Origin of the sequence: Hymenobacter psoromatis (genome assembly GCA_001596155.1) — a bacterium.
GTDB lineage: Bacteria > Bacteroidota > Bacteroidia > Cytophagales > Hymenobacteraceae > Hymenobacter.
In genome coordinates this window covers 1626159-1638626 of the sequence record CP014771.1, presented here as the reverse complement: position 1 = coordinate 1638626, position 12468 = coordinate 1626159, and the positions used below count along the sequence as shown (strand labels likewise).

The 12468-nt window shown below is 63.1% G+C and carries 10 protein-coding genes; all 10 read right to left on the bottom strand.

Features of this window, described 5'->3' with window-relative positions; genetic code table 11:
* Positions 1-98 precede the first annotated feature (98 nt).
* Positions 99-1115, bottom strand: a complete 1017-nt coding sequence (locus tag A0257_06995) for a fructose-bisphosphatase (GenBank protein AMR26875.1) — start codon at positions 1113-1115, stop codon at positions 99-101.
* Positions 1116-1278: 163 nt separating this feature from the next.
* On the bottom strand, positions 1279-1755 hold the full coding sequence (locus A0257_06990) for a hypothetical protein (GenBank protein AMR29658.1): 477 nt from the start codon (positions 1753-1755) through the stop codon (positions 1279-1281).
* 66 nt (positions 1756-1821) lie between these two features.
* Complete coding sequence (locus tag A0257_06985; protein ID AMR29657.1) at positions 1822-3192, bottom strand: MFS transporter; 1371 nt, start codon at positions 3190-3192, stop codon at positions 1822-1824.
* Positions 3193-3340: 148 nt separating this feature from the next.
* Positions 3341-3997, bottom strand: coding sequence for a ketohydroxyglutarate aldolase (locus A0257_06980; GenBank protein ID AMR29656.1), 657 nt, complete (start codon positions 3995-3997; stop codon positions 3341-3343).
* 164 nt (positions 3998-4161) lie between these two features.
* Positions 4162-5178, bottom strand: a complete 1017-nt coding sequence (locus A0257_06975) for a 2-dehydro-3-deoxygluconokinase (protein ID AMR26874.1) — start codon at positions 5176-5178, stop codon at positions 4162-4164.
* Between the two features lie 189 nt (positions 5179-5367).
* Positions 5368-6813, bottom strand: a complete 1446-nt coding sequence (locus A0257_06970) for a uronate isomerase (GenBank protein ID AMR26873.1) — start codon at positions 6811-6813, stop codon at positions 5368-5370.
* 160 nt (positions 6814-6973) lie between these two features.
* Positions 6974-8623 (bottom strand): altronate hydrolase, encoded by a 1650-nt coding sequence (locus A0257_06965; protein AMR26872.1) that lies wholly within the window; start codon positions 8621-8623, stop codon positions 6974-6976.
* Positions 8624-8934: 311 nt separating this feature from the next.
* A complete protein-coding gene (locus A0257_06960; GenBank protein AMR26871.1) occupies positions 8935-10467 on the bottom strand; it encodes an altronate oxidoreductase in 1533 nt (510 codons plus the stop codon).
* Positions 10468-10628: 161 nt separating this feature from the next.
* On the bottom strand, positions 10629-10991 hold the full coding sequence (locus A0257_06955; protein AMR26870.1) for a hypothetical protein: 363 nt from the start codon (positions 10989-10991) through the stop codon (positions 10629-10631).
* Positions 10940-12460 carry a hypothetical protein gene (locus A0257_06950; GenBank protein AMR26869.1) on the bottom strand — a complete coding sequence of 507 codons (1521 nt, stop codon included), beginning with the start codon at positions 12458-12460 and terminating at the stop codon, positions 10940-10942. The genes A0257_06955 and A0257_06950 overlap by 52 nt, the downstream gene beginning before the upstream one ends.
* Between the last annotated feature and the right edge of the window lie 8 nt (positions 12461-12468).

Here is a 12468-nt window from a genome sequence, read left to right as displayed (position 1 = left end):
GCTTATCGGCGCGCGGGTAGCGGTTGATATACCTACTGCTTATACTTAGCCAGTAACCGATTCGGCCGATAATTGATAGGTGCTGACTGCTAATTGAATCAAGCGGCGGCCACGCTTTGCAGTTCGCGCACCAGCTCCGAGGAGCCCACAAACAGCGGCACGCGCTGGTGCAGGTCGGCGGTGAGCAGCACGTCGAGCACGTCTCCGGCTCCCGTAACTGCCAGGCCGCCAGCTTGCTCGGTCACGAAGGCAATGGGGTAGCACTCGTAGAGCAGGCGCAGCTCGCCGCTGGGCCACTGCCCGGTGGGGGGGTAGAGGTAGATGCCGCCCGTGAATAAGTTGCGGTGGTAGTCGGCGGCCAGCGAGCCCACGTAGCGGGCGGCCATGCGGCGCTCCTTGCAAGTGGTGAGGAAGGTGCGGGCAAACTCCGGGAAGTCAAACCAGTTGCCCTCGTTGCAGGAAAATACCTCGCCCGTGGCCGGAATGGTCAGCCTGGGATGCGAGAGGAAAAATTCGCCCAGACTCGGCTCGTAGGTGAAGCCCGCCACGCCGTGCCCGGTCGTGTACACCAGCATCACGCTGGAGCCGTAGAGGATGTAGCCCGCCGCCACCTGCGCCCGCCCGCCCTGCAAAAAATCCTCGACCCGCGCCGGCCCGCCGTAGCGACTCACGCGCCGGTAGATGCTGAAAATGGTGCCCGTGCTCACGTTAAAGTCCAGGCTCACCGAGCCATTCATCGGGTTGAGCGCCACCACGTAGCGGCCGTCGTGGTTGCCGGTATCAATCATCTCGGTGCTGGCTTCGCTCAGGATGGCGCAGCACTCGCGGCCGTTGGTGAGGGCGCGCACGAAGCGCACGTGCGCTTCCTCGCCCAGGCGGTGGCGGGGCGGCGTGTCCTGGCCCTCGGGCGCCACCACGTCGGCGAGGCCGCTGAGGCCGGCGCGGCTCACCTCGCGCACCATAATCTTGCTGGCCAGGGCAATGTCGCGCAGCAGCTGGCTCAGCTCGCCGGTGGCAAACGGAAACTCGGCCTGCTTACGCATAATATAGCGCTCCAGGGTAGTACCGACGGGCGTAGCCAGGTCGTCGTGCGAAGGAGGGGGGATAGGGGGCATAATTATAAATAGCTTGCTGCAACTAAATCGACTGTCCTTGCGAGCGCAACGCAGTGGAGCGCGGCAATCTTTCCTAATCGTTGGATTAGTAACTGATAGGATGCGAACGGCAAGGAAAGATTGCCGCGCTCCACTGCGTTGCGCTCGCAAGGACAAGTGTTTTCTACTTGGCTTCCGGCTGCTTCTGCGACTGCCACAGCACCACCTGCCAACCCTTTGCGGGGTCTTTAATCTGGGTGGTGACGTACTTGAGGTGGGCCACGTTGGGCGAGCCGTCGGCTTTATTGGGCTGGTAAATAACTAGTTGCCCATTCACCACGGCCACGGTGCCGCCGTTGTAAGCGCGCACGTTCATGTTCACCACGTCAATCTTATCATACACGCTCTTGCCGTCGCGGATGCTTTGCAGGTACTCCGTTTTGTCGTTCTGCTTGCCGCTGGAATGCGTGTACACGAGGTCGTCGGCGAAGGCTTTTTCCAGAAAAGCGTAGTCTTTGCTTACCTGGGCGGCGAAGCGCTGGCGCTCCAGCCCTTCCACTTCCTTGGCGGCGGCGGCGTTGCGCCCGGCCATTTTGTCGTCCGCGGCGAGCAAGGCACCGTGCGAGCGTGGGGGCTTGAGGCGTTGGGGGGTTTGGGCCATGCCGAGCAGGGGTAGGGCCAGCAGCAGCGCGCCGGCAAGGGGCAGTCGTTTCATAAAGGGAGTGGGTTAGACGGCGGAAGGGGGGGTAGGGGCGTCGAGCGTGATGGGTTCCATGCGCGGCACCAGCGTGAACATCAGCACCCACGCCAGCAGGTAGGCCCCGCCGCAAATCAGAAACATGATGAAATACGCGTGGTCGAGCCGGCCAATGGCCTCGTACTGCACAAACATGCGCTTCTGCACCAGGGCCGTGAGCGCAATGCCGCCCATGCCGCCCGCAAAGCCGCCAATGCCCGTGACCGAGGCCACCGCCCGCTTCGGAAACATGTCCGACACGGTGGTGAAGATGTTGGCGCTCCAGGCCTGGTGAGCCGCCGCCGCAATGCCGATTACCAACACCGCCAGCCACATGCTGCGGTGGCCCAGATACTCGGCAAACACAATCGGCAATACGCAGAAAGCAATGAGCAGCATGGCCATCTTGCGCGCCTGGAAGGCCGGCATCCCGCGCCGCATAAAGCCCAGCGGCAGGTAGCCGCCGCCCACGCTGCCAATGCTCGACAGCACGTACACGGCCGCCACCGGCAGCGCGATGGCCGTGCCCGTGAGGTGATACTGCTTGGTTAGAAAGTCGGGCAACCAAAACAGGTAGAACCACCAGATGGGGTCCGTAATGAACTTGCCGATGACGAAGGCCCAGGTCTGGCGGAAGCCCAGCAGGGGCAGCCAGCCCACCTTGGGCTTCTCCTCCGTTACGCCTTCGGCCGGCAGGCCCACCGGAATATCGGCGTTGATGTAGTCAAACTCCGCCTGGCTCAGGCGCTTACTGTTGGCCGGCGTGTCGTACACCAACATCCACAGCACCAGCCAGATGAAGCCCAGCGCGCCCGTAACCAGGAAAGCCGACTGCCAGCCCCAGTGCTCCGCCATCCACGGCACCGAAAGCGGGGCGATGATGGCCCCCACGTTGGAACCCGAGTTGAAAATGCCCGTGGCCAGCGCCCGCTCGCGCTGCGGAAACCACTCGGCGGTGGTCTTGATGGCGGCCGGGAAGTTGCCGGCCTCCGTCAGCCCCAACGCGCTCCGCGCCACCCCAAAGCCCAGCGTGCTGCTCACCAGCGCGTGGCCCATCGCGGCCACGCTCCACAGCGCCGTCGAAAGCGCGTAGCCGATTTTGGTGCCTAGCTTGTCAATCAGTCGCCCCGCCCCAATCATGCCCACCGCGTAAGCCAGCTTGAAGGCAATCTCAATATTGGCGTAATCGCCCGAATTCCAATTGAATGCCTTTTCCAGATACGGCTTCAGCAGCGAGATAACCGCCCGGTCGAGGTAGTTGATGGTCGTGGCAAAAAATACCAGCGAACAAATAGTCCAACGATACCGGCCGATAACCGACGTGTCGGTGCCCGGCGGCGAGCTGCGAAGGGTGGGATTCATAGGGTAGTGAGTAATGGGCAATGGGTAATCGCCTGTCCTTGCGAGCCTGCGAAGCAATCGCCCCAGAACGAGTCGTTTGGGCGTCGTGCGGGTGTCGTTCTGGGGCGATTGCCGCGCTGCGCTCGCCATGACAACCGATTATCGTTCATCAGTTAACAGCGACTTGTTGCTGTAAAAACTGCATCAGCGGGGCTACGCGCGCCGTGATGGCGGCCGGGTCGCCTATCCCCTTAAAAAGCTGGGAACCAATGCCTACCACGTTCACGCCCGCGCCAAACCACTCCGTGAGGCTGGCCTCGGTGGGCTCGACGCCGCCCGTCACCATGAGCTTGGTGGTGGGCATAGGGCCGCGCACGGCCTTAATATAGTCGGGGCCGACGAAGTTGCCGGGGAAGATTTTGACGATTTGCGCGCCGAGCTGGGTAGCGGCGTGTATCTCGTTGGGCGTCAGCGCCCCCGGCAGCCAGGCCACGTCGTGGCGCTGGCAGGCGGCGGCCACGTCGGCGGTCGTCACGGGCTGCACCACGAAGGCCGCGCCGGCCGCGATGAAACGCTCGGCATCGGCTGCCGTGTAGATAGTGCCGATGCCCAGCACCAGGTCGGGGCAGTCGCTTTCGGTCAGCTTAGCCAGCTCCTGAAACACCTCAAACGCATTGGCCCCGCGGTTGGTAAACTCAAATACCCGGATGCCGCCGGCGTAGCAGGCCCGCACCACTGCTTGCGCGTAGGCCGCGTCGGCGTGGTAAAAAACCGGCACCAGCGGCGCGGCCAGCGTGCGGGCAATAACTTTTTGGGAGGAAAGCATAGGGTAGTAGAAATGAGCCTGGAGCAAAAAGAACGTCATTCCGAGCTTGCCGAGGAATCTCGCTCGCGCCGCTTGCGAATCGTTCGGGTGTCGTTCGCTAATGCGAGCGAGATTCCTCGGCAAGCTCGGAATGACGTTCTTTTTGGTGCTTTAATACTTGAAAGTCAACGCAGCAAGCGTCCCGTCAGGTTGCCCTGCATGAGGTGCTCGACTTCGGCGGGCGTCACCAGGTTGATGTCGCCGTGAATAGTATGCTTGAGGGCCGAAGCGACGGTGGCGAACGAAAGCGCGTCGGCCCGACTCTCGTAAGTATTGGAGCCGTAAATGAAGCCCGAAATGAATGAGTCGCCGCCGCCGATGCGGTCCACCACCGGCGAGATATCGTAGAAGGGCGTCTCAAAAAACTCGCCCTGGTCCCATAGCAGGCCGCAAATGCGCTCATGCGAGGCGCTCTGCGTTTGGCGGCGGGTCGCAATCACGCGCTTGATGTGGGGGAAACGCTGGGTCAATTGCTGACTCATCGAAATAAAGCCGTTGTCCGAATTGGCCTCGGCCTTGATGCCAAACAGGTCGTCGGCGTCGCCCTCCGTGCAGACCACGATATCGCAGCCGGCCACGAGTGCAGGCATCACATCCTGCGCCCGTTGGCCGTATTGCCACAGGTTGCGGCGGTAGTTCACGTCGGCCGAGACGGTGAGGCCCAGCCGGCGCGCGGCCGCGATGGCGTCGGCCGTGGCCTGGGCGGCGGCGGCCGAAATGGCGGGCGTAATGCCCGTCCAGTGCAGCCAGCCGGCATCTTTCAGAATCTCGTCCCAGTTGAAAGCGGCCGGGTCGAGGTGGGCGAAGGCTGAGCCGGCGCGGTCGTACACGATGCGGCTGGGCCGCAGCGAGGCCCCCACTTCCAGGAAGTACAGCCCCAGCCGGTGGCCTTCAGTGAAGAGGCAATGATTCGTATCGACACCGTAGCGGCGCAGGTGGTTGGCGGCCGCGTGGCCCAGCTCATTGGCCGGGAAGGCCGAAACGTGGGCGGCCGGCACGCCCATTTGGGCGAGGGCAGCGGCTACGTTGGCGTCGCCGCCGCCGTAGGTTACTTCGAGGGTAGCGGTCTGCGGCAGCCGGTAGTTCAGCGGCGGCGAGAGCCGCATCATTACTTCGCCGAAGGTGACGACTTGCTTCATCAGGGAGGAGAATTGGCAAGCGCTTGGCCCTTTTTACAGGGGGTAGGCCGGGCGCTAACCACGGGAATAAGATTTGAAAGGTAGGCCGTTGAGTTGCTGGAAAACATAGTTTACGCCACTTTTTTAACGCAAACGATATCGGTAATCAGCTTCGCGGCCACCTGTCAGGTAGGATAAAATTCTAATAAACAGCTAGTTAGCGCCAAAGTCCCCCGCACTTGCCGGCGTGGCGGCCGGCGCAAAGCCGAAGTAGTCGCGGGCGTTGCCGTAGCTGATTTTTTCGACCAGCTCGCCCAGCCAGGGCAATTCCTCGGCGGGCAACTCGCCGTTTTCCACGTCGCGGCCCAGCAGGTTGCACAAGATGCGCCGGAAGTACTCGTGGCGCGGAAACGACAGGAAGCTGCGCGAATCGGTGAGCATGCCCACGAAGCGGCTCAGCAAGCCCATGTTGCTGAGGGCGTTGAGCTGCTTTTCCATGCCGTCCTTCTGGTCCAGAAACCACCAGCTCGAGCCAAACTGCATCTTGCCGGCCACTGAGCCATCCTGGAAGTTGCCAATCATGGTGGCAAACAGGTCGTTATCGGCGGGGTTGAGGTTGTAGAGCACCGTTTTGGCCAGCTTGTCCTGGTTGTCGAGCCGGTCGAGGAAGCGCGACAGCGCCCTACCCTGCTCAAAATCGCCAATCGAGTCCCAGCCCGTGTCGGGGCCAAGCTGGCGCAGGGCGCGGGTGTTGTTGTTGCGCAGCGCACCCAGGTGAAACTGCTGCGTCCAGCCCTTCTCCCAATCCAGCTCAGCCAGGAAAATCAGCAGGGCCGACTTAAACTGCTCCACTTCGGGCGCGCTCAGTGCCTGCCCGGCGCGGGCCTTGGCGAAGATGGCCGTTACTTCCGCCTCCGTATAATCGGCGGCGGAGAGCCGCTCCAGGCCGTGGTCGGAAAGCCTACCCCCCTGCGCGGCGAAGAAGTCGTGGCGCTGGCGCAGGGCGGCCTGCAAGTCGGCATACGTCTGAATCCCTACCCCCGCCGCCGCGCCCAGGCGGTCGAGATACTGGTTATAGTCGGGGGCCTCGGGCGCCATAGCCTTGTCGGGGCGGAAGGTGGGCAGCACGCGCGTGCCAAAGTCGGTGGCTGCCAGCGCCCGGTGGTGCTCCAGCGAGTCGGCCGGGTCGTCGGTGGTGCAGACGGTTACCACGTTCATCCTGCGCAGCAGGCCCTGCACCGCGTATTCGGGGGTTTGCAGCAGCGCGTTGCACTGGTCGTAGATGCGGCGGGCGCTCGCCTTATTCAGCAATTCGGTGATGCCAAAGTAGCGGCGCAGCTCCAGGTGCGTCCAGTTATAGAGTGGGTTACGCACGGTGTAGGGCACCGTTTCGGCCCACTTCTCGAACTTCTCCCAGTCCGACGCATCGCCGGTCACGAAGCGCTCATTTACGCCATTAGCGCGCATGGCGCGCCACTTGTAATGGTCGCCGGAGAGCCAGATTTGGGTGAGGTTCTCAAACTGCCGGTTTTGGGCAATCTGGTCGGGCGGCAGGTGGCAGTGGTAGTCGATAATGGGCTGCGGCGCGGCGTGGAAGTGGTAAAGCTGGCGCGCGGTTTCGGTGTGCAGCAGGAAGTCGTCGGAGAGGAAAGGAGTCATAATCAATTAGCAATTAACAGTGAGCAGTTTGGCAATGAGCAAAAAGAACGTCATGCTGAGCTTGTCGAAGCATCTCTACCGCTTCGTTGAACGACCCGCGACCGGCGCGGTAGAGATGCTTCGACAAGCTCAGCATGACGTTCTTTTTTATGCTTAAAGACTACAAAGAAACCCCGCGCTTCCACGGAATAAAATCAGTCTGCCCGTGGCGCACGGCGCTCACTTCCAGGCCGCTGGCTACCTGAATCACGTACTCCAGGATGCGCGCGCCGGCCTGCTCGATGGTTTCCGCGCCGTCGATGACGGTGCCGGTGTTCACGTCGATAATGTCGGGCATCCGCTCGGCCAGTTTAGTATTGGAGCTGATTTTGACGACTGGCGCGATGGGGTTGCCGGTGGGCGTGCCCAGGCCGGTGGTGAAGAGCACCACGTTGGCCCCCGAGCCGACTTCGGCCGTGGTGCTTTCCACGTCGTTGCCGGGCGTGCAGAGCAGGTTCAGGCCGGGCTTGGTGACCAATTCGGGGTAGTCGAGCACGGCCACCACCGGCGACGAGCCACCCTTGCGGGCCGCGCCCGCCGATTTCATGGCGTCGGTGATGAGGCCGTCGCGGATGTTACCGGGCGAGGGGTTCATGTCGAAGCCCGAGCCCACGGCCACGGCGCGGTCGCCGTAGGCTTTCATGAGCGAGGTGAAGCGCTGGGCCGTTTCGTGGTCCACCGAGCGGTTCACGATTTCCTGCTCCACGCCGCACAGCTCCGGGAATTCGGCCAGAATGACCGAGCCGCCGAGCGCCACCAGCAGGTCCGAGACGTGGCCCACGGCCGGGTTGGCCGAGATGCCCGAGAAGCCATCGCTACCCCCGCATTCGAGGCCGATGGTGAGCTTGCTGAGCGGCGCGGGCTGGCGCTGCTGCTGGTTGGCCTGCATGAGGCCGGCGAAAGTCTGGCGCAGGGCCGCGCTCACGAGGGCTTCCTCAGTGCCAATTTTCTGCTGCTCCAGCACAAACAGCGGCTTGGCAAAGTGCGGGTCGCGCTTCGCGATTTCGTCCTGCAACATGCTCACCTGCGCGTTCTGACAGCCCAGGCTCAGCACCGTGGCGCCGGCCACGTTGGGGTGGGTGATGTAGCCGGCCAGCAGGCCGCACAGCGTCTGGGCATCCTGCCGAATGCCGCCGCAGCCGCCTTCGTGGCTGAGAAACCGAATGCCGTCCACGTTCGGAAATGGCTTCACCTGTTGGTGGCCCATTTCGGCCGAGTGCAGGTCGGTAGCTAATATTTCCTCCACCGACTTGCCGGCCCGCAGCAGCTCCAGCAGGGCCTGGGTCTGAGGCTGGTAGCTCTTGCGGCGGGCGTAGCCGAGGTCGTTCACCAGGGCTTCTTCGAGCACCTGAATGTTGCGGTTCTCGCAGAAAACCAGCGGAATAACCAGCCAGTAGTTGGCCGTGCCTACCCGCCCATCGAGCCGGTGAAAGCCCAGGAACGTGCGGCCCGCGAACCGGCTCACGTCGGGCTGCGCCCAGCGGTGCGGGTGCTGGCCTTCCTGATACGAATCGGTGGCGTGCTTGATATTGGCCGTGGTGAGCAGGCCGCCCTGGGCCACGGGCGCGGCCATGCGGCCCACCAGCACGCCGTACATGGTCACCTCGTCGCCGGGCTGCAAGGCTTGCAGCGCCAGCTTGTGCTTGGCCGGTATCTTCTCGGTAGTCGTCACGGTCACCCCATCCCAGGTCACGGGCGTGCCGATGGGCAGGTCGGTGAGGGCAACGAGCACATTATCGGCGGGGTGAATTTTAGCAACCAGGTGCTTCATAGAAATGAGTGCCAAACGCGGCAGCAATACTGATTAAACGTGTTACTAGCTGAGGTTGCGCAGTCTTATCGCCCTCCGCGCAACCTCACCCCCTAGCCCCCTCTCCAAAAGAGAGGGGGAACTATTTTTTAGTTTTAATTCTAATCTAAGTAATTGATTTACAATCTAAAACAGGCTAGAGCTAGTTCCCCCTCTCTTTTGGAGAGGGGGCTAGGGGGTGAGGTGAACGCGGAGGGCGGTAAGACTGCGTAACATCAGCTAGTAACGGAGGTGAACGCGGAGGGCGATGCCCTCCGCGCAACCTCACTTAATTAAACCGCCGCGCGCTGGTTTTTAGTCAACATGCCGGCCAAAGTAGCGGCCGCGCCTTCGAGCTGCAGCTGACCCAGGTAGCGCGTCACGGCGGCCGTAAAGCCGGCGAGGGCGGTTAGGTCGGCGTCCCAGAGGCCCGTGTCGCTCAGCGCCTGCCGCACCAGCTCGGTGGGTGAGTGGTGGTGCCACAAATCAGCGAAAAAGCCCGCCTGCTCATCCTGAATCAGGTATTCCTGGCCTCGCGCCGTGCCGTGCCAGCGGCCGTCCGCGTGCCGCACGCCGCGCATAAACAGCAGGTAGGCCGCGAAGCCCAGCGCCACGTAGTGCGGCACGGTCCCGAAGCGCTGGTAATAATGCAGCAAATCGGGCACCACGCGCAGCCGCAGCTTGGCCGAGTAGTTGAGGGTGATGGCCAGCCAGCGGTGCTCCACGGCGGGGTTGCGGAAGCGGTCAAGCACCTGCAGCCCAAAGCGCTGGCCCACCGCCTCATCGAGGGGGTAGGGAATGCCGGGCAGCAAATCGGTCAGCATCAGGTGGCGGATGTAGCTCGCGAAGTGGTCGTCCTCCATCGCCTCGCGCACGGTGCCTACCCCCCCCAGCACGGCCAGCCCGCAGGCCAGCGAGTGGGTGCCGTTGAGCAGGCGCAGCTTCAGCTCCCGGAACTGATTAATGTCGGGCTGCACGACAATGCCCGCGTCGGCCTGCTCAAAGCTCAGCACCGCCCGCACCCGCTCATCGCCCTCGATGGCCCACAGCCGATACGCTTCCGACATTAGCAATAGCTCGTCGTCGTAGCCCAGCTCCTGAGCCAGGCTGGCGGCGGCCGCGGCGGTGGGTGCGCCCGGCACAATGCGGTCCACCAGCGAGTTACAGACCGTGTTGGCCGTTTCGAGCCAGTGCAGGAAGCCGGGGTCGGGCACCTGGTTTTCGGCCAGCTCGCGCAGGATGCCGTGTAGTTTGGTGCCGTTGTCGGGTATCAATTCGGTGGGCACGATGACCAGGCCCTTATCGGCCGCGCCGGCAAAGGCCGCGTAGCGGGCCAGCAGCACGGCCAGCAACTTGCCCGGAAACGAGCGCGGCGGCGCGGCGCGCACGTCGTCGGTTTCGTCGAGCACGATGCCTACCTCCGTCGTGTTCGAAAGCACGATTCGCAGCGCGGGGCTGGCGGCCACCCGCAGCACTTCGGCCCACTGCCCGCGGGCCGACAGCACCCGGCTGATGCTGGCGCACACCACGTTCTGGCTGATGGCCTGGCCATCTTCCACACCGCGCACGCACACCGTGTAGAGGTTATCCTGGCGGGCAAAGGCGGTGGCGTCGCCGCCATCGGTGCTTTTCACCACCACCACCCGGCCATTAAAAATGCCTTGGCGGTTGGCCTGGTCAATCAAAAAATCGGGGAGGCCGCGCAGCAGCACGCCAGTGCCAAACTGGAGCACCTTCTCGGGCAGGTCGAGCAGCGCGGGGGGGGGTAGGGAAACGCCGGGCACCGCTGCCCCGCCGCGTACTAATTCTTCGGATAGAATAAACATGCTGGATAGGGGGTAGTGATTAATGACTAATGACGAGTGACTAATGACAAATCTCAAATTAGCCGGTTAAGCAGCTGTTTGCTTCTGCGTCTTCAGCGCAAACCTCCGCGTCTTCTGCGGGCTAAAAATGTGTGCCAACCAAAGGGTCATTAGTCATTAATTTAATAGCCTGCGTTCTGCTTGAGGGCAGGGTCAGTGTCGATGGTTGACTGCGGAATTGGGAACAGCTCCTTGCCCTGGCCCGTCACGTACTCGGCGGCCAGGCCCATGCCTGTGCTGGCGGCCGTGGTGCCGTTAGCGGTGTAGGTGGCGCCGGCGGGCATCGTATTGGCCACGTAAGTGGGGTTGATGCCCGAGGCCCAGGCCATGCTGGTGGTGCCGGTGGGGGCCGTGGCGGGCGCGGCTTTGTAGAGCGAGCGCTGGAATTGCAGCACGCCGCTCACTACCTTGTAGTAGAGCGTCTGGGGCACCTTCACCGAGGTGGCACCGGTGCTGTAGGGCACGGTGCCCTGCTGAATGGCCACGATTTAGCCTTCACGTCGGCCAGCTTGGTGGCCAGCAGGTTCCAGCGCAGCAAGTCGTATTTGCGGATGCCTTCGCTGCCAAACTCCAAGTAGCGCTCGTTGACGAGGGCCGTGAAAAAATTATCCTTGCTGGTGAGGCTCAGGCCGGCGGTGGCGCGGGCGGCGTTGCCGCCAAAACCACGGGTCCGCACTTCGAGCAGGGCTTTCTGGGCGTCGGCCGTGGGGCCGTTGATTTCGTTTTCGGTTTCGGCAAACATCAGCTCCACGTCGGCAAAGCGCATAAGTGGCCAGCTGTAGCCCAGGTAGTTGCTGCTGCCGGGCAGGGCCGGCGTGCGCCAGTCGCGCCGAAACTTGCCGTCCGTGATAGTGGCGAGGGTGGCCCCGGCCTGCAGGTTGCTGGTGCCGATTACGTAGAGCGTAATGGTGACGTCGCGGCGCGTATCGGTCGAGTCAAAGGCGTAGAAGTACGGCGGGGCGGCGTTCACGGCCCCCTGCGAGGTGCCGTAGGTGCCCGAGCTGGTGAGGCGCGGCCCGTTGTAGTAGCCCAGCTTGCTGTCGGTGGCGCTGCTGGCACCGCCCATGCCCACGGCCATCATAACCTCGTTGGCGGCCTCGGTGCGCAGCTGATTAATGCTGAGGAAGGTTTCCAAAAAGCTCGGGTTCAGCGTGTGCTCCGCGCGGTGGCTCATAATGTCGAGACACTCCTGGCGGGCAATCTTGTAGTAGTCCAGGTAGTCGGCGGGCCGGGTCATCACGGTGCCTTGCAGGGCATAGCCGCCGCGCTGCAGCGCCACGCGGGCGCGCAGGGCCTTCACCGCGCCCTTGGTAAAGCGCTGGTTATTGTAGCCCGAAGCCGAGCGCCAGGGTAGCAGCTTTTCGGCCACGGCCAGGTCATCAATCAGCTGCTTGAGGGTCACGCTGCGGTCGGCGTTGGGCAGGTTCACGTCCTGGCCCGTCACGGTGGGCGTGAACTGGGCCGGCACGTCGCCCCAGTTGCGCACCAACTCCAGGTAAAACTGCGCCCGCAGCGCCAGCGCCTCGCCGTAGAGGCGGTGCAGAGTAGCCGTGTCGGCGGCCACGCCGGTGTTGTAGATGGGCGAAGTCGGGATGTTGGCGATGCAGATATTGGCGCGCTCTACCCCCTGGTAGAGGCGTATCCAGGGGTTGATAATCTCGGAGTTGGTCGAAAAAGCCTTGTAGCGGGCAATACTGCGCCTACCCCCGTCAATGATGCCCGCCGAGCCAATCAGCTCATCCGTATCGAGCGGAAAGTACATGGCCAGGCGCGTGCCGTAGGAGTTGTCGCCGGCCAGCAGGTTGTAAGTGCCAATGACGGCCGACGTGGACCCGGCCGCCGTGCTAAAGGTGGCGTCGGTCGTGTTGAGCGCGGTGGGCTCGATATCGAGGTAGTTTTTGCACGACGAGAGCAGCCCGGCCGCGCTGGCCAGCACCAGCGCCGATGCCGCCACCCGTCCCA